The organism is Leptospira perolatii, from assembly GCF_002811875.1.
GTDB lineage: Bacteria > Spirochaetota > Leptospiria > Leptospirales > Leptospiraceae > Leptospira_B > Leptospira_B perolatii.
In genome coordinates this window covers 20,159-37,760 of the sequence record NZ_NPDZ01000010.1, presented here as the reverse complement: position 1 = coordinate 37,760, position 17,602 = coordinate 20,159, and the positions used below count along the sequence as shown (strand labels likewise).

General features: G+C 42.6%; 14 protein-coding genes. 11 read left to right on the top strand and 3 right to left on the bottom strand.

Going from position 1 to position 17,602, the window contains the following annotated elements; translation table 11 throughout:
• The first annotated feature begins 8 nt into the window (after positions 1-8).
• Both CH373_RS14415 and pepN read left to right on the top strand, forming a co-directional pair.
• Positions 9-1,268: an MFS transporter gene (locus tag CH373_RS14415; RefSeq protein ID WP_100714318.1), complete on the top strand. Its 1,260-nt coding sequence runs from the start codon at positions 9-11 to the stop codon at positions 1,266-1,268.
• Between the two features lie 71 nt (positions 1,269-1,339).
• Positions 1,340-3,865 carry an aminopeptidase N gene (pepN, locus tag CH373_RS14410; protein WP_100714319.1) on the top strand — a complete coding sequence of 842 codons (2,526 nt, stop codon included), beginning with the start codon at positions 1,340-1,342 and terminating at the stop codon, positions 3,863-3,865.
• Positions 3,866-4,020: 155 nt separating this feature from the next.
• Here pepN and CH373_RS14405 read toward each other — a convergent pair whose 3' ends face one another.
• Both CH373_RS14405 and CH373_RS14400 read right to left on the bottom strand, forming a co-directional pair.
• Positions 4,021-5,103, bottom strand: a complete 1,083-nt coding sequence (locus tag CH373_RS14405; protein WP_100714320.1) for an alkane 1-monooxygenase — start codon at positions 5,101-5,103, stop codon at positions 4,021-4,023.
• A 55-nt stretch (positions 5,104-5,158) separates the two neighbouring features.
• Positions 5,159-5,764 carry a TetR/AcrR family transcriptional regulator gene (locus CH373_RS14400; RefSeq protein ID WP_100714321.1) on the bottom strand — a complete coding sequence of 202 codons (606 nt, stop codon included), beginning with the start codon at positions 5,762-5,764 and terminating at the stop codon, positions 5,159-5,161.
• A 578-nt stretch (positions 5,765-6,342) separates the two neighbouring features.
• Between CH373_RS14400 and CH373_RS14390 the strand changes: the two genes are divergently transcribed.
• The 5 genes from CH373_RS14390 to CH373_RS14370 all read left to right on the top strand — a co-directional run bounded on the left by CH373_RS14390 (position 6,343) and on the right by CH373_RS14370 (position 14,331).
• On the top strand, positions 6,343-8,073 hold the full coding sequence (locus CH373_RS14390; RefSeq protein ID WP_100714323.1) for a putative bifunctional diguanylate cyclase/phosphodiesterase: 1,731 nt from the start codon (positions 6,343-6,345) through the stop codon (positions 8,071-8,073).
• Between the two features lie 247 nt (positions 8,074-8,320).
• Positions 8,321-8,629, top strand: a complete 309-nt coding sequence (locus CH373_RS14385; protein ID WP_100714324.1) for an LIMLP_04285 family protein — start codon at positions 8,321-8,323, stop codon at positions 8,627-8,629.
• Positions 8,630-8,741: 112 nt separating this feature from the next.
• Complete coding sequence (locus tag CH373_RS14380; RefSeq protein ID WP_100714325.1) at positions 8,742-10,643, top strand: hypothetical protein; 1,902 nt, start codon at positions 8,742-8,744, stop codon at positions 10,641-10,643.
• 88 nt (positions 10,644-10,731) lie between these two features.
• A complete protein-coding gene (locus CH373_RS14375) occupies positions 10,732-11,313 on the top strand; it encodes a hypothetical protein (protein ID WP_100714326.1) in 582 nt (193 codons plus the stop codon).
• 57 nt (positions 11,314-11,370) lie between these two features.
• Positions 11,371-14,331: a TonB-dependent receptor gene (locus CH373_RS14370; protein ID WP_100714327.1), complete on the top strand. Its 2,961-nt coding sequence runs from the start codon at positions 11,371-11,373 to the stop codon at positions 14,329-14,331.
• A gap of 49 nt (positions 14,332-14,380) precedes the next feature.
• Here CH373_RS14370 and CH373_RS14365 read toward each other — a convergent pair whose 3' ends face one another.
• Positions 14,381-15,010: a GrpB family protein gene (locus CH373_RS14365; RefSeq protein ID WP_100714328.1), complete on the bottom strand. Its 630-nt coding sequence runs from the start codon at positions 15,008-15,010 to the stop codon at positions 14,381-14,383.
• 294 nt (positions 15,011-15,304) lie between these two features.
• On the opposite strand from CH373_RS14365, the gene CH373_RS14360 reads away from it, so the two are divergent.
• Genes CH373_RS14360 through CH373_RS14345 form a run of 4 tightly spaced genes read left to right on the top strand, consistent with a single transcriptional unit; the run spans position 15,305 to position 17,527 of the window.
• Positions 15,305-16,060: a MotA/TolQ/ExbB proton channel family protein gene (locus tag CH373_RS14360; protein ID WP_100714361.1), complete on the top strand. Its 756-nt coding sequence runs from the start codon at positions 15,305-15,307 to the stop codon at positions 16,058-16,060.
• Between the two features lie 32 nt (positions 16,061-16,092).
• Entirely contained in the window at positions 16,093-16,512 is a 420-nt protein-coding gene (locus CH373_RS14355) for an ExbD/TolR family protein (RefSeq protein ID WP_100714329.1), read from the top strand.
• Positions 16,513-16,526: 14 nt separating this feature from the next.
• On the top strand, positions 16,527-16,946 hold the full coding sequence (locus CH373_RS14350; RefSeq protein ID WP_100714330.1) for an ExbD/TolR family protein: 420 nt from the start codon (positions 16,527-16,529) through the stop codon (positions 16,944-16,946).
• Positions 16,943-17,527 (top strand): energy transducer TonB, encoded by a 585-nt coding sequence (locus CH373_RS14345; protein ID WP_243393408.1) that lies wholly within the window; start codon positions 16,943-16,945, stop codon positions 17,525-17,527. The genes CH373_RS14350 and CH373_RS14345 overlap by 4 nt, the downstream gene beginning before the upstream one ends.
• Positions 17,528-17,602 lie beyond the last annotated feature (75 nt).

Genomic DNA, 17,602 nt, shown 5'->3' with positions numbered 1-17,602 from the left:
ACTGCTTAATGAGAAAATTCTCTTTTTCTAAAAAACCTTTCGAATCTCTTGCGATTCCGGAATTCAGAACTTTTCTATTAGGAAAAATGTTGATCACGATCTCATTCGTTCTGCAATCCACGATCGTGTTCTGGCAAATCTATCAGATCACCGGAGATAAACTTAGCCTTGGATTAATTGGGCTAACGGAAGCGATTCCATCGATTGCAGTATCCTTTTTTTCAGGATTGGTAGTGGATAGTATTCCGAGAAAAAGAGTCATCTTTTTTTCACTCGGACTGCTGACCCTCTGTTCTTTATTCCTTTTTTGTTATACACTTCCGCAGTTTTCTTGGATTATAGAAACGTATAAAGCCTTTCCGGTTTATTCCGTTATCTTTTTATCCGGGATTGCCAGAGGATTCTTGAGCCCGAGCGTGGCTGCATTTCAGACACAATTGGTTCCAAAAGAAGTATTTCCAAATGCTGCTACCTGGAGCGGTATCGTTTGGCAGACTTCTGCAGTTTTGGGTCCTTTCTTGGGAGGATATCTCATAGGTTTCTTAGGAATCCAAGCAGCCTACTTTACGGATTTATCATTGATGGTTTTAGCATTAGGCCTGCTCGTTCTTGTTCCCGGAAAACCTTTACCGGAGCAAGGACCCAAGGAATCGATGATTGAGAGCTTGGCTTCAGGCTGGAAATTTGTATTCGGTCACCAAATCATTCTCGGAGCAATTAGCCTCGACCTGTTTGCTGTTTTATTCGGAGGCGCGATGGCTCTTCTCCCCGCTTTCTCTCAAGAAATCCTAAATTTGGGACCGCAAGGATACGGAATTCTGAGAATGTCGCCTGCTCTCGGGGCAGTACTATGCGCACTCTTTATTGCGGCCAATCCTCCCAAAAAAGATTCTGGAGTCTTACTCCTTGGCTGCGTATTTGGATTCGGATTGAGTATGATTGTGTTTGCAATTTCCCAAAATTTCTATCTTTCTGCATTGGCACTGGTTTTGAGCGGGGCCTTCGATATGGTTAGCGTAGTAATTCGGCATACGATCGTGCAAATGTATACGCCCGAGCATATGAGAGGAAGGGTTTCGGCGGTAAATAGCATATTTATCGGATCTTCTAACGAAATCGGAGCATTCGAGTCCGGTGTGGTAGCAGAATGGATGGGCCTCGTTCCATCGGTCGTTTTCGGAGGTGCAATGACTTTGCTCACAGTTTTATTTGTCGGGGGCATCGCTCCTAGATTAAGAAAATTGCATTTAAAGGATATTACCGGTTAAAATCCAATCCCATAAATCGCAGTTAGGAATTCGTTTCGAAGCAAAAGGTTTGATTAAAAAATTTTAATAGAATGGAAAACGTACTTACACAACAAGAAGCGATGATTAGGTCCAAAATTATTTCGGACGTAAATTATTCGATCCAAATCGAGTTAGAAAAAAATTCCTCCGAATATAAAGGAGATACTACTCTTCATTTCATATATTCCGGAAACGCAAAGGGAAGTCTCAAAATCGATTTTGTTTCCAAGCAAGTTGAATTGGTCTGGCTTAACGGCAAGGAAGAGAAGAAATTTGAAAAGCAGGAATCTCATCTCCTCCTGCCCTCGGAAGGCTTAATCCAAGGTACGAACGAACTTAGAATCAAATATAGAAACTCCTTCGATACTACCGGCTCTGGTTTTCATAAGTTCCAGGATCCTTCGGATCTGGCCGAATACATGCATACAGATTTCGAGCCATTTGAAGCACATAGGTTATTTCCTGCCTTCGATCAACCAGATCTAAAAGCCACATACCAATTAGAAGTTAGGGGACCGAAAGATTGGGTGTACATTCACAACACCATGCCGAGCAAAGAAGAGGACCTGGATTCGGATCGAAAAAGAATTCAGTTTGCACCAACAAAAAAATTTTCCACCTACTTATTTGCTCTAATCGTCGGACCTTATGCGATCTGGGAAGACAATGCGAACGGAATTCCACTCCGTATTCTTTGCCGCAAATCGTTATCCCAATATATGGATGCCAAGAATATTTTCGCGATCACGAAAGAGGCATTCTCCTTCTTGCAAGATTATTTTAAGGTAAAGTATCCTTACAAAAAATATGACCAGATTTTCGTGCCTGAATTCAATATGGGTGCAATGGAAAATGTAGGAGCCGTTACTTTTTCCGAAAATTATATCTTTCGAGGTCCCAGAATCTACTCAGAGTATTTGAATCGTGCCAATACCATCTATCATGAGATGGTTCATATGTGGTTTGGAAATTTGGTCACGATGAAATGGTGGAACGATCTTTGGCTGAACGAAAGTTTCGCGGACTATCTGTCCTACTATTCTATGTCTCACGGAAAACTTTTTTCGGACGCATTAGAACATTTTTATGTAAGAGAAGAATGGGCTTACAGAGAGGACCAACTTTCTACTACCCATCCTATCGCAGGAAAAGCGGAGAATACTATCGAGGCGATCAGTAATTTCGACGGTATTTCGTATTCCAAAGGCGCATCTGTGCTGAGGCAACTCATGTATTACGTGGGGGAAGAGAAATTCAGGGAAGCAATGAATATCTATTTCGGTAGGCATGCAGAAAAGAATACTGTACTTTCCGATTTTCTAAATTGCATGTCCGAAGTAAGCGGAATCGACGTGAGGGGCTGGAGCCAGGAATGGCTCGAAACGACCGGAGTGAATACTCTCCTTACCTCTCAAAAGAACAGAAAGCTTTTTATCCGGCAAAACGGGTCGGATCAAAACGGACTTCTAAGAACGCATGCCTTACAGACAACACTTTATTCAGAAGTAGAAGGCAATCTAAAAGAGGTCTGGAGAAAGCGCCTGGTCATAAAAGGCGGGGAAACATTACTCGAGGAAGATATCAAAATAGGCGAAAAGGATCTCTTACTGTTAAACACAGAAGATTACGCTTATGCCAAAACATATCTTCAGAAAAGTACGATTCCATTATTAAGAAAATCGTTACATACACTTCCAGATCGTTTTGCAAGGAGAATCGTTTGGGGTAGTTTATGGCAAATGGTGAGAGACGCGGAGATTTCTCCCCTGGTCTTTCTCGATTTAGTATTCGAGCAAGGGTTAAAAGAGCAAGACTTATCCGTTCGGAACAGCCATATACTTTCCAAGGCTCTTTCTATCATCTCCAATTATCTTCCGGAGACAGAAAAACAAAAGTGGTCAACAAAGTTGAATTCGGTTGCGAAGGAAAACCTGAAAAAAACAGGCAATGGAGAGCAAGAGCTGATTCTCTGGTTTCGAATTCTGGAAAACACTTCGAGAGAAAAAGAGCAATTAGGATACCTCAAAGACCTTCTATTAGGAAAACAGAATATAGAGGGGCTTCATATAGACCAAGAGAGACGCTGGACCATTATCGCGAGACTCTCTGCCTACGGGGACACGGAAAGCTCTCAGCTGATTGCCGAAGAAGAAAAACGAGACAAATCAGATTTAGGAATCAAGAAAGGATTTTTCGCTCGAGTTTCTGCACCGGATAAAACGGTCAAAGAGGAGGCTTGGAGACGTTTTCAAAATCCGGGAGAAAAAGATTCTACCGACATGCTTAGGTTTGGAATGAGAGGATTTCAATGGGACCACCAAAAAGAACTTCTTTCCTCCTATGTTGACCGCTTCTTTTCCGAAGTGGTTCAGGTATACAAATCCAGAGATCCTCACTTTTCTTCTGCCTTTGGACATTTGCTTTTTCCAATGTTCCAGCCCAATGAAAAACTATTACAGAAAACGGAAAGCTTTCTAAAAGAACAGGAAAAACTGCCGGGACTACTTAAGAAAGATCTAATGCAGCAAAGAGACGAATTGAAGCGCATCCTTCGGATTCTCGGATCTATTTCGTAGCGCCAAGAAGGAATACTGGTTCCGAAAAAGAAGTGGGGAGCCCCCGCCCTGTATTGGGTGGGGGGAGTGGCTCGTGGGAAACCCGCGGGATCCCAATACCATAAAACCTCCTTTTTATCAAGTGGAAAATCCGAGCCAGATCTTTGTAGGAGCTCCTACAAACTGTAGTTACTCTTTTCCCAGGCTTCCAGCCTGCTATCCATTACTTTGAACCAAAGAGCGGGAATCAAAGCAATCAGAACCATGATCTCATATCCAAATGGAAGCTGCGGGCTTTCTTCAAAATGCCGCAATGCGGAATAACGCCTTCCTGCGTTTGCGTGATGATCGGAATGTCTCTGTAACTGAAAAAGAAACGCATTAGACAAAGCAAAGTTTTGATTCCAAGAATGGATCGGAAGAACCTTTTCGAATTTTCCGGGAGAGACTTCCCTTCTTTTAAGCCCATAATGCTCGATATAATTTACTAGCTCCAACAAAGTGAACGCAATCCAACTCTGAAACAAAAAGAAAAGAAGGACCTCCCACTTAAACTGACCTGTGAGAGTAGTAAAAAAACTTAAAATAGAACCTATGAATAGAGCGGGAAACAATAAAGAAAGTAAGAATTCATTTTTAAATGTCCAAACACCTAAACCTTGCTTTGCGAGCCTTTTCTTTTCCAAATTCCATGAATTAGAAAGGCTTCCCAATAAGGTCCTTGGATAAAATCGAAAAAAGGATTCCCCTTTTCTGCTCGTCGCGGGATCTTCGAAGGTAGAGACATTTACATGATGTCCTCTATTGTGCTCTATGAAAAAATGCATGTAGCAGACAGTTACTAAGATGCATTTCGAATAGAACTGCTCTATTTTGCTGTTTTTGTGACCGAGTTCATGTGCAACTGTGATTCCGATTCCACCAGTGGTAATGCCGATAGAGAGTCCGAAGGCTACCCATTCCAGCCAACCTAAGCTGTTCGTCTGAACCTGCCATAAAGCCCAAAGTATCAGGCCAAGCTGAACCCATGCCCATACATAAGTAACGAATCTAAAGTAAAATTCATTCTGAAGAGCTCCTACTAAGGACTCGTCTGGATTCGAAGAATCCGCTCCTATAAATACATCAAGAATCGGTAATATACCAAACACAATACCGACCGTCAGAAAATTAAAATTTCCGCCTAAATAGTATCCAAGGACTGCTACCGCAGGCACAAGAAATGCGATTAGGAAACTATATTTTTTTAACTTACTCATCTCATCATTCTCCTTCTTCGATCGCAAAGGCGAAGTCGGGGAAAACTTTCTCTTCCTAGTTCTCCGCTTTACTCGAAGGTTCGAAAAGATTGATATTGGTCATAAGAGGCCAAAGAGAATGCAGAATGTGGAACGTACTCCTGAAATCCACAATTCTGGTTTCAAGCATCCTTTGAAATACTGTACCGATCAAAATTCCGAAAAACATATTTTCCAGATCTTTGCTTCCAATTCCAAGATGCGCTCGGATCGATTCCCGATAAATCTTAGAGCATTCTTCCAAAATTCTGGACTCGTCTTTCAAGGAATCATGCCGGTAAACATCGCAAGCAAGCAAAATCATATCTCTAAAATGCTCTTCTCTATTTTCGGCGAATTCAAAGAGTGATTTCAGTTGCTCCAGCGAGTTTGTATTCCGCATTTCTGCCTGAAATTCTCGGAGTTCCCTCACATCCTCCTGGACCACAAATCTAGCCACTTCTTCAAACAGGAACTCCTTCGTCGGAAAGTAGTGATACAGTGTTCCAGTGGAAACGCAAAGTTCCCGGGAAATTTCTCTCATGGTAACCGCTGCATACCCTTTCTCTGCGAATAGCCTAAGACAAGGACGCAGCAATTCCTCCTTCACTTTCTCATGATCTACGATTTTCGGCACGGCCATTTCTCCGATTTCGAAGCATCGTTTTTATTTCGAACGTTTGATTTATATTCAAAGACAGTCCGAATTCTGCAAGAGAAAAAAGTACTCCAGGAGAAACTTTTTTCCAAAACTTGCAAATGGAACGAACGCTACAGATTTTCCTGATAAGCGTAGGAATTACACAACCACTCCTTTCCAAAGGAATCTTTTTCGTGATTCGAATGTATTGGGAAGAGTTCCTACCAGATCAGGCCAGCTTGGAATAGCATGAGGAATCTGGTCCTAGCAAGAAATTTCCTTGGAATTGACACAAAATTTATTCAGTTTTTATTCTAAATCCTATCGAATCCAACTTCCTATGTCTCAAAAGAAATTCACGGATAGCCTCGATAACACATCCGGAGTTGCACTACGACTCGAAGCCAAGTGGCACTCAGACTGAACTGCTACCGATAAAATTCGGCTACAATGTGTACGATAGATGTATACAAAACAAAGCGCACTCTAAGTCTTTTGTCTTAGTCACAAGGCATTTCGTTTAACAATGAAGTGGCGCAAATAATTTCCAGAGAATTGTTTCTATTAAATTTAAAACTGTTATGCGAACGCAAAGAGATCAAAAATCGATTCGTCTATTCACTCAGACACAAATGGACGAATTGGAACCAAAAAACCATCCGTTCCTTCATAAGTCCAAAGTACTGAGAACATTGTACTCAAAAGTAGTGACTGCAATCGTACTTGGGGCGTTGATTCCGTCTGCCTTAGTGATCATTTATGTTTATCCTTTCTCGGGAAAAACTATATTCGAGTCGGCGTTTGTCCTGATCTATCCGCTCATCGCTCTTTTCTTCTGCTACTCGAGTACCTTCGTTCTAATTCGAAGAATGCTTTCCTCGGTTTCAAAAGCAAACGAGACACTGGACAAATATTTAAAAAACTCGATCGTCGCTGAACTTCCTTCTACCACCGAAGACGAACTCGGTCAGTTGAATTTCAACATTTCCTTATTGATGCGCATCAACGAAGGAATTAGCAAGCATTTGGAAAACTACGATTCTGAAACCGGTCTACCGAATCGCAATTTGTTTATCGAAAAACTTTCTCACTCGATTTCAGAAATTAGAGAGAAAAAATCTTCACTCTATATCCCTGTATTTTGTATTAAATTCTTAAACTGGAATCCGGAAGGATTGGGATCTAAACATAAGGAATTCTTTATAAAGAATATCTCGAACCTTTTACGAGCAAAGTTGCCTGCAAATACCATACTCTCTCGAACCGAAGAAGACCAACTTTCCTTTTTTATCCCTCCTTCCGAACAGTCTCATCATTTCGAACTGGAGAATTGGTCCGACGAAATCGAAAAAATCGAAAATCAAGCCTTTAACTTGGATTCTACAATCATTACTGCCTCTAGTCGCGCCGGGATGGCAGTGTATCCGTTTGACGCGAAAAGTGCAGAAGTTCTATTACAAAAATCTGAAGCACAAATTTCTCAAAGTAAAGGTTCTATATTCCATTCGCCTTCCCTGCTTTCTCCGGAGCTAAGGAACAAAATGGAAGAGAAATATCTGATCGGAAAGCACTTAGAAAGAGCCATTAGTAATTCAGAATTCTATCTTCAATACCAACCTAGAGTCAGTTTGCAGGACGGTAAGATTGTTTCTGTGGAAGCGCTGATTCGATGGCTTCATCCAACCCTGGGTCTGCTCGCTCCCAATTCCTTTTTAGCGATAGCCGAGGAAACAGGACTAATCCAAGAGTTAGGGCTGTGGGTTCTGGAAACGGCAATGCGTGATTTGCAAGAATGGAAAAAACTTGGACATCCTTCTATACGAATGGCAATAAACATAGCACCGAAACAACTGGAAGATAGAAAGTTGCCGAAAAAGATTTTGAAATGCGTCGAAACCTACGGAAACAGAATCGGCGAATTGGAACTAGAAATCACCGAATCCGCGCTGATTTCTAACTTGAATCGGACCTTGGATATTCTGGAAGAATTGCGTTCCTGGGGAATTTCTATCGCACTGGACGATTTCGGAACCGGCTATTCAAGCCTCTCACACTTATCTCAGCTACCAATCCGTTCTTTAAAGATAGATCATAGCTTTGTAGAAAGAATAGTAACGGATCCCAACTCTTTGTCCATTTCGAAAACCATTGTAGCCCTTGGCAAAAGCCTTGGATTTAGGCTAATCGCAGAAGGTGTAGAAACCGAAGAACAGCTCAATAAAATTAGAGATATAGGCTGCGACGAAGCACAGGGGTTTTATTTTAGCAAACCTACCTCACTACTCAACCTCGCGCAATTTTCGGTTCGTTAGGAGATAACGTTTTTTTACTCTTAAGTTTTGATTCATTAAATTTCGCGAATATATTACGTTTCTATTCATCCGCTTCAATTTGTAATAATCTCCTCAAACTAAGGTGATTCACTCGAATTTCCCCAGGGAATACAAAAATTCCTACCGTTCATTTTAACAGATTTGTAACACTTCCTTCCTTATTCGGATTGCGAAGTATAAAATCAGAAGGAAGAACGGACCTAGGCTTAATAGGAAATTTTACATTATGATTACAAGAAAAGCACTCGTATGCATCGCATTACTCTTTCTACCTGCATTATCTTTTGCGGATACAGTTAGAAATAACAAAACCAACGAAGTAATCGAAAACGTGAAAACCTCGGAAACAGAACAAGGCGTTATCGTGGAATACGAGGACGGAACAAAGAGAGGATTCGATCGCACTATCGTTACCGTAGAAAAGAAGGATGTAGCCTGGAAGCAAAAGGAAGAAGAGGACTACCCTGCTAAGCAAAGATATATAGACTACGGAATTATGGGAGGAATGGCACTACTATTTCTTCTACTTCCTTGAGTAAAAGGTAACGGTTACGTAATCAGTACGTAACGGACGCAGGACATAGTATAACCAATAAAAACCATTTCGGATGAAAACTTTAGACGAAGTTGGAGGAAGGAAATTCAATATGAAAAGGCATATGAAACGCCTTTCCGTTCTTTCTACCGCAGTTGCCCTAACCGCAGTGTTGGGAAATTGTGATGGAGGAAAAGGTGGCGGAAATAACAACGCAGTACTCGCAGCCCTGGTTCTCGCAAACCAGTTCGAAGCGAACGTATTCATTGCAGGGAAAGTTACTAAAACCGGAAATCTTGATACTACATCAACAACAGTAACCAGCAATACTATTGCTTTGGCAAACGGTGTGGATCTGGTTACAAACAAACCGATGTACGTAACACTAACGAATACCGAAACTGGAGAAGTAGTTGCTACAGATTTTACCGTAGCTTTAGCACCATCCAGCAACAAGTCAAACAAAGACGCAGGTGATTTCGGAGTTTCTGTCAATCTTTTGGGAGTTCCTTCTGGTACTTACACCGGAAAGATCATTACGATTGATAGTACTACGGTTGCTGGTGCTTGTAACGCGACTTGCGATAGTGTAGCAAACTACAATACTGACGTTGCAACTTTTAGCTTAGCGATCAATGTAGACGAAAGCAATCCTGGTTCTCTAAGCCAAGTAACTGTTTCGAGTGTAGCAATAAGCCCTGAAATTACAGCAGATGCTTCTGGACACGGTGGAAGTGCTACTACAGTAAATATCCAAATCAAGTCTGTTTTAGCAGCAATCAAGGGACAGTATTTCAACCCGAATCCGACTGCAGGAGAAACCGTATGCGATGGCTTCAACGCTCCCGCTCCTGAGGTTCTCTCTGGAACAATTACTTCTAACAAAACACTCGGACCTTCCACAATTCTGGACGGAGTTGTTTATGTGAAAAGTGGAGCAACATTGACTGTTCCAGCTGGATCAGTAGTGTATGGAACAAGAGGATCTGCTATTTTCTTCGTGGGAGGAAACTTAACCACACAAGGAACTGCAGCCGCTCCTGTTTGCTTTACCTCTTCTCAAGCGAGAGGATCCAGATTCCCCGGAGACTGGGGTGGAATCGTTTTCGTAGGTAGTGGTAGCGGTACACGCGCGACCGGAACGGGAACCACAGAAGGAGTAAGTCCGGAAACCTATCCAAAAGCAGGTGGGACAAACGTAAACCTGAACTTAGCATACACGATCGTTGAGTTTGCGGGTAACGAGGTTGCTCCTGGTGACGAGTTAAACTCGCTCTCCCACTACGCAGTCAATTCTGCCACTTATAACTATGTGCAAGCTCACCGCGGTTTGGACGATTCCTATGAATGGTGGGGAGGCGGTATCGCTCCTTCTACGTTTACTGGAACATATCTGATTGGATCGGGTGGCATGGACGATGACTTTGACATGGACGAAGGTTTCTCTGGAACCCTAAGCAATCTCATCGCAGTAAAATATCCAACTGCTTGCGGTGGATCGGTTTCTACAGATCCGCACGGAATGGAAATGGACGGAGCACATAATGGATACGGAGCTACTTGCTTAGGCGGAACCACAGATTGCTCACATCCAACTGTATCCAACTATACTCTGATCGGTATTAACGCTCCGAACTCTTTTGGAGAGCGTCACCGTGAAGGTATGGCGGGAACCTTCTCAGAAGGAGTTATCTACGGATTTTCTGAGAACGTTCATTGCGATGCAAGCGCAGGATATCCTGCAACTACCAGCACGATTGCAGCATCTGTTCACAGTGAACAAGCAAAAAGCGATAATATCGCAGGAAGCACCTGTACTGGAGCTTCTGCCGACGATATTACTGCGCTTCCAATCGAGTCACTCGGTGGAATCAGCGCTACTTGTGGATTCGGTGATAAGCCTGACTTTACCACTAAGTCTACTGGAACCGGCCTGGCAACTGCTGACACCGGCGGAGGTCCTGCTAGCGGCCCGAAATGGTGGCAAGGTTGGACTGCTTGGCGGTCACGCTAATTTGAACTTCTAAGCGAAATGTGAAAAAGGGGGAGGAAACTCCCCCTTTACTTTAAGAAAATAGAAATTAAGAAATTAAAATAAATAGATGAAACCGGGAAAAATTCGAACAATTCTTGTAATTTGTTCATTCGCAATACTTTCTACTTTAACTTACTCCGGCTGCAAAAAGCCAAAGACAGAGCGTCAGCTTCAAATCGAAGAAACTCATAAAGTTTACCAAGAAAGAATCAAGGATTCTTATGAGATTTCAGAAGCAAGCGAAAGCAGAGAGGAAGCAGTTGCTAGCTTCCTAAAGTCAGTCGCTTCCGGAAAACCTGATCATTATATTTTTACGAAAGAAGAATACCTGAATATCTTTTTACCGAACACGTTGAACGAAGGAACCCTAACGGCAAACATGACCGAAGAAGAAGCCTGGGAAATTACCGCTGTTCGTAGAGCCGCTGCACTAGACCATATTAAATCCACTTTGAAAGGTATTAAGCCGAATCAAATCAAAGTAGAAACCATTCGCTGGAAAAAACCGATCCGAAAACTAAATGCTCTGGATGGATACCCAATCGGAGTAGTTGAAATTCGAGTCGGAAAGGAAGTCCGAACTATTGAAGAAATACGCCTCGTGGTCGGACACAAGGGCAAGTATAAGGTCTGCGTGATTAGTACATAAACAGCAGGGGATGCAGAAAAAAAGAAACTCCTCTGGATAAAAAGACAAAGGGAAAAAATGTTAAAGAAAGTTAAATTAGTTTTTTTAGTACTTCTGCTGATCGGAAGTATCGCGGAGACCTGGGCTCAAGGCGCAGGAAAAATCCGAGGAAAAATCGTAGATGGTGATTCTGGGGACGCAGTCTTTGGTGCCACGATCGTAGTAAGATCCATTAAGAAATTTGCTAAAACAGATTTTGATGGAAACTACGATTTAGAGTTACCCGCGGGTACTCATGAAGTCGAATTCCAGATGATGGGATTTTCTGCTCAGAAAAAAACCGTTACCGTTTCTGCCGGAAAATCACAGGTTGTGAATATTACCTTCGGTATTCAAAAACTTGAAACAGTAGACGTAAAAGGCAGAGCGTTAAACGACGCCGAAGCCGCGCTCCTTGCGATTCAAAAGAAAGGCTCGACCGTCTCTGATGGAATTTCCAAAGAAGCGATCAAGAAAAGCCCGGACTCCTCCGCAGGAGAAGTAGTCAGAAGGGTAACTGGAATTACCTTAGTAGGAGGAAAGTTCGTATTCGTTCGAGGATTAGGAGAGCGCTATTCCAATACCGAATTGAACGATACTCTGATTCCTTCCACTGAGCCCGACAAAAGGGTCGTTGCCCTCGACATCTTTCCGGCTGGAGTCTTGAAGAACGTTCGTATCATTAAAACCTTTGCACCAGAATTACCCGGAGAATTTTCGGGAGGTCTAGTAAAAATAGAAACCCAAGAGTATCCGGAAGAAAAGCAGTTCAGCGTAACCTTGGGAGCAGGTGGAAACTACAATACAACCGGTAAAAAGTTCCTTTCTATGAACCAGGGAGATGCATTTGGCGGTGTAAATGAAAACCAAAGAATACCTTCTATTGTTCAATCCGTTCCGGAAAGCATCCCCTTCCAACCGGGAAATATTTTTGGAGGACTTCCTCCAAAACTCACCCAAGCCTCTACCGCTTCCTTCAACCAAAAGTGGACTCCGGATTCTGGCCCTGCTTCCTTTGACAGAAACATGTCAATTAGCTTCGGAGACACGTATAAAATCGGCACTTCAGGATCAAGACTCGGAATTTTAGTCGGCTCTACCTACAACCGAAACTACCGTTTTCGCCAAGAAGCTTCAAATCGATATTTTGCAGGAGTTTATTCCCCACTTTCAAACCAGGGGGCAAATCTAAACTTCCAACAGAAGCAAAACGCAGATCTGTATACCGAAGAGCGCAACTGGGGAAATAACCTAAACCTCGCGTATGAAATTACAAAGGGTCAGCAGATCTTTCTAAAAACCTTATATTCACAACAAGGTGAAGCAACAGTTCGCGATGCAAAAGGAACCGACTATATCGATAACTTTAACTTCGCGGCATTGACTACTACGTATACTAGTAGCAGAATCCTTCATAATACGATCGGTGGAGATCACGCGCTAAATATAATCGGGGATCGTCCTCACAAATTGGACTGGAGAGTAAACTATGCGGAAGCAGTCCGTGAACAACCGAACTTGCAACAGCAAGTCTGGAGAAGACCGGATGGTGCCGCAGCCAATCAAAACTATACTCGTCTTGGAAATAACCCAGACGGTTCTAGATTCTTTTCGGAATCTACCGACACGGTCAAAACCGCCAAGTTTGATTACGAAATTCCTTTCGATCAGTGGAACGGCTTAAAATCTACTTTTAAATTCGGTTCGTACTCAATGGAAAGGAGCAAGGATTTCCGATTCAGAGAATTCGGTCAAAAGCCGAACACAGTTGTCCCCGGAATCGATCAATATCCGGTTCCAGGTGAAGTGTACTCAAACCCTTACCAATTCATTAAAGATAACGCAACCTTCTCGGAAAGGAGATCGGAGGCAAACGCTTACGACGCTTCACAAAAACTGCAAGCGTATTACGGACAGGTCGAAATTCCTATCCAACCTAAGCTGAAGCTACTCACTGGACTCCGTTACGAGGACAGCTTCCAGCACGTTAAGACTTTCCTTATGACCGATGTCAATCGACTAACAAACGTTAATTATGGCTGCGATGTAAAGGACGAATTCGCGAGAATCTCTTTGATTAACAATAACATTTGTGATCCGAATAACAACGGTGTTGGTCAGTTGCGCACAAAAGATAAACTCCCTTCTTTTAACTTAAACTGGGAATTCAAGGACAATCAGATCATTAGGTTTGCGGCGACTCAGACTTTGACACGTCCTGATTTGAGAGAACTCTCTCCGTTCGGATTTACTCCTTACTTCGGTGCAAACCGGGTCTTCGGTAACTCCGATCTACGTCGTACTTTCATTCACAACTATGACTTGAGATACGAATACTATCTGAACTCTACTGACTATGTTGGAGTGGGCGCATTCTTTAAACAGCTCTCCAGCCCGATTGAAATGGTAGGACAACCTATTGCAGGAAGTATTTCTCAAAGATTTACCTTCCTAAACGCAAACGAAGCTACAATTCGAGGCGTAGAACTCGATTTTCGTAAAGATCTCTTGGAAAGAGTTCGATTCGAGGCAAACTTATTCTTGATCAGCTCTAGAGTAGATGTAATGCCTTGGGAAACTTTCGTTGCCGCAAAATCCGGATTGTTAGATCCGGCTTCCAGAGCTTCTGCCTACAGTCCGACAAATATCTCCCGTCCGTTACAAGGACAGTCCCCACTTGTATTCAATATCAAATTTGACTTCAAACTGGATGAGAAAAAGAAACACGGGATCGGAGTATATTATAATTACTTCGGAGACAGACTCTACGCAGTGGGTGCGAACGGTCTTCCTGACGCTTACGAAAGAGCGGTTGGTCTAACAGATATCGTTTACACTTACAAAAGAAACGACCACTTAGAATTCAAAGCCTCTGCACAAAATATCTTTGATACAAGATATAGAGTGTATCAGAAAAATCCGCTTACCGGAGAAAAGGACCTCTTTCAATCCTATAGAACCGGTGTGAGCTTCTCGTTCTCCGCAACGTATAAGCTTTAAAAGTTCCTAAAATACTGAGACGGGGAAGGCCTTCTTCCCCTGCTCACAATTAAATCTTTCTTTTTCTATTCATTAAGCTTCGATCCCAACTCTTCGCTCTTTGCAATAGATCATTCATAAACTCGGCTTTTTCTTTTGAATAAGCCAATAAGGTTTTGTGGCCTTTAAGATAAATTTCTTTTTTTATATTAGAATATTTTAAAATCTCATGCTCATGGACTTGTAAGTAGTCACGAATCACAATATTATCGCCCCAAATTTCGTCTTCCCAATGGACGATCGATAGATTGATCGATTTACATTCCCTCTTTCTGTAATAGAGCTTACCGGCAACTCCTTCTTCGCCAAATCCTCTATAACCTGATTTGAAAAGCTTTTGATCCGTCTCTTGGTCTATCTCCAAAGACTTCAGACCGATCATAATATCAATGACCGGCTTTGCATACATTCCCTTTACGGATGTGCTTCCGATATGCTGAATGTCTATAATGCTGTTTTCCGGAAAGCTGCATCTGAGTAGTTCTCGTTCTATTAGGTAATCCGATCCCCATTCCTTCTGGTATTCTTTCAAATGGATAATTTCATCAAGATTCATGTAATTTTCAAAGCCGCGCAAAGGAATCGCGCCTAACGACAGATAATTGAGTAATCTGGTCATGTCTGCAAGAATTTGACCCATTGCACAGCGTGCAAAAACCCGTACTTTCGATTCCAGGTTTCGTTACAAATAGAAAACAATAGGAAGTAGTAATTTTCCGGAACTTAAATTGGCAATGCGGGTAAAGCTTTAGCTTGGGAAAATGGCAGCTCAAGTCTCCAAAGCGTAACTTTTTCGTAATTCTTATGTAACGAATTGGTTCCATTCTGTAATTTCAGAAACAAATACTGGAGTATTCGATTCATGCGCAACTCTTCCAAAATTCTTACCCTCCGTCAGTGGGCAGCGCTCGCATTGTTCGGGGGTTTTGTATTTATGGCTTCAATTCCCGCAATTGCTCAAACCGCTCAAAACCAAGAAGCTACAAAAACAGAACAATCTGCCACCGGCACCAATTCTGCCGAGACATCTTCTCAGCCGACCTCCGCTCCTGAAAAAAGTGGAACCTGGGGATTCATAGACTTATTCGAAAAAGGTGGCTGGACCATGTATCCTCTGGCCCTCTCCTCTATCATTGCTATGGCTGTGATCTTCGAAAGGTTGTATTTTCTAACCACATCCAAACTCCTACCAAAAGGTTATAACATCGATCTGTCGGAAAAGTTGGATGCAAACGGATTGGATGGAGCTAAAGAATTTATCCAAGCGAACAAGAATTACAAAATTTCAGATATCTTAAACGGCGGCATCGACGTTTCTGCAGGAAACGCAGAGATTTTTTCTAAAGGTATCGAGAGAGAAGCTGCTGAAGTCATCACTCTATTAGAAAGAGGACTGGTTATTTTAGCTGCGGTTTCTACGATCGCACCTCTCATCGGATTCTTGGGAACAGTTTCCGGGATGATCAACGCATTTGACGCCATTGCAAACGCGGACCAAGTAAACGCGAAAGTAGTTGCTGGTGGTATCAAAGAAGCATTGATTACAACTGCAGCCGGATTGATTATCGCGATCCCAGCGATGACCTTTCACCAATACCTAACTGCTAGAATCGACGGATTCACTTCCGAAGTAGAAGAAGCAGCCAACAGAATATATAAGGAATTCCTAAAGCGAAACGCAAGGGCTTAAGACCGATTCTGCTTTTATAAAAGGATTCCAAAATGATTAAGCTCAAAAAAAAGAAGGAACTGGAAGAAATCTCCGCGTCATCGATGTCGGATATAGCATTTCTTCTCTTGGTTTTCTTCATGGTTACGGCGGTGTTTTTCGTAAAGGAAGGGCTCAATATCCAACTTCCTAGAGTGAACTCCAAACCTACTCTGGTCTTGAGAGAGAACTTGTACGAAATATTGGTCGCTGGCGAAACAATCAAAATGAGGAACAAGGCACTCGGCACTCGTGACTACAAGGATCTCGCTGAATTCAGAAAAGATATCAACGAGCTTGAAATTTCGAATATCGAGGAGAAGGTCGCTTTGATAAAGACGACCGGTGATACAAAGTATGGAAACATGTTGGACGCTTTGTCCACCGTGCAATTGCGCGGATTTAAGCAAGTTTCCGTTAGAAGACTGAAATAAGGAAAAAGAGAGAAATGGCACTTAAGAAAAAGAAAGCCCCTCCAAAAATTCCTGTTAGTTCGATGGCAGATATCGCCTTTCTTTTGTTAGTATTTTTTATGGTCACTTCCGTACTGGATACTGATCCGGACATTCCGATAGCACTTCCGGACGTTCCAGGCGGCGAGCAGCTCAATAAGAAAATCGCGAATTTGTATCTGAGCGCAGATGCATCGAAGAGCGTATACTTCAACCAGGTCAAAATGCCCCTGAACGAAGCGATCAATCACGTTCGAGGAAAGCTCACGACTACTCCGGACCTTAAGGTGTTAGTGCACGCAGACAAGGATTTATCTTATGCGGATCTGGACAACGCTTTCGAAATGTTACGCGAATCCGGAGCTCTGAAGATTTCCCTCGTCACCAAAACGACGCAAGGCGGAGGGTTAAAGTGACCGTAGCCACTACAAGCCCTAAGCCTCACAGTAAATTAAGAAGATTCGTAGATAGATACAGGATGGAGACCTTTCTCACGTCCTCGTTGATTATCCAACTCTTGGTTCTCTTCTTTTGGTACACTCCGCCTATCACCTACGATCGTTTGGATAAACTCGTGGATGAGGTTGCCTTCGTGGACAATCTGGTCATCCAAGATCCGAACGTAGGAGAAGCTCCGGACGACGGTGAGTTCGAAGTAACAGATACTCTTAAGAAAAAGGAAGATTCTAGAATCGCTGGAGCTCAGGATGCAATCGTCTCTGGTGCCACCGCACCCGTGGATCTAACTCCGAATATGGTTCCGGAATATACCAAGGATGCTCAGTCTGCTGGTGTAACTGGAACGACAACTTTAGAAGTAATTATTGCGGATAGCGGAGAAGTGTTAAGAGTCCGGGCGGTAGGAAAACCTCTGGGATTCGGCTTGGAGGAATCCGCGATACAAAGTTTTTACAAGAAAAGATATTCTCCCTCTGTTTTAGAAGGCAAACCGATCACAGTTAAAGTCTATGTGCCGGTTCGCTTCTCTCTATATTAAATATTATCTGACTTGCCAGTTTTAGGGAACTGTAGAAAATTCTACCGTTCCCGATCCTATCCGTAACCGTTTCGT

Coding starts and splice junctions, on each gene's coding strand:
- CH373_RS14415 (WP_100714318.1), top strand. CDS start 9: ATGAGAAAATTCTCTTTTTCTAAAAAACCTTTCGAATCTCTTGCGATT.
- CH373_RS14355 (WP_100714329.1), top strand. CDS start 16,093: ATGATTAAGCTCAAAAAAAAGAAGGAACTGGAAGAAATCTCCGCGTCA.
- CH373_RS14385 (WP_100714324.1), top strand. CDS start 8,321: ATGATTACAAGAAAAGCACTCGTATGCATCGCATTACTCTTTCTACCT.
- pepN (WP_100714319.1), top strand. CDS start 1,340: ATGGAAAACGTACTTACACAACAAGAAGCGATGATTAGGTCCAAAATT.
- CH373_RS14375 (WP_100714326.1), top strand. CDS start 10,732: ATGAAACCGGGAAAAATTCGAACAATTCTTGTAATTTGTTCATTCGCA.
- CH373_RS14370 (WP_100714327.1), top strand. CDS start 11,371: ATGTTAAAGAAAGTTAAATTAGTTTTTTTAGTACTTCTGCTGATCGGA.
- CH373_RS14360 (WP_100714361.1), top strand. CDS start 15,305: ATGGCTTCAATTCCCGCAATTGCTCAAACCGCTCAAAACCAAGAAGCT.
- CH373_RS14405 (WP_100714320.1), bottom strand. CDS start 5,103: ATGAGTAAGTTAAAAAAATATAGTTTCCTAATCGCATTTCTTGTGCCT.
- CH373_RS14390 (WP_100714323.1), top strand. CDS start 6,343: ATGCGAACGCAAAGAGATCAAAAATCGATTCGTCTATTCACTCAGACA.
- CH373_RS14380 (WP_100714325.1), top strand. CDS start 8,742: ATGAAAAGGCATATGAAACGCCTTTCCGTTCTTTCTACCGCAGTTGCC.
- CH373_RS14400 (WP_100714321.1), bottom strand. CDS start 5,764: ATGGCCGTGCCGAAAATCGTAGATCATGAGAAAGTGAAGGAGGAATTG.
- CH373_RS14365 (WP_100714328.1), bottom strand. CDS start 15,010: ATGGGTCAAATTCTTGCAGACATGACCAGATTACTCAATTATCTGTCG.
- CH373_RS14350 (WP_100714330.1), top strand. CDS start 16,527: ATGGCACTTAAGAAAAAGAAAGCCCCTCCAAAAATTCCTGTTAGTTCG.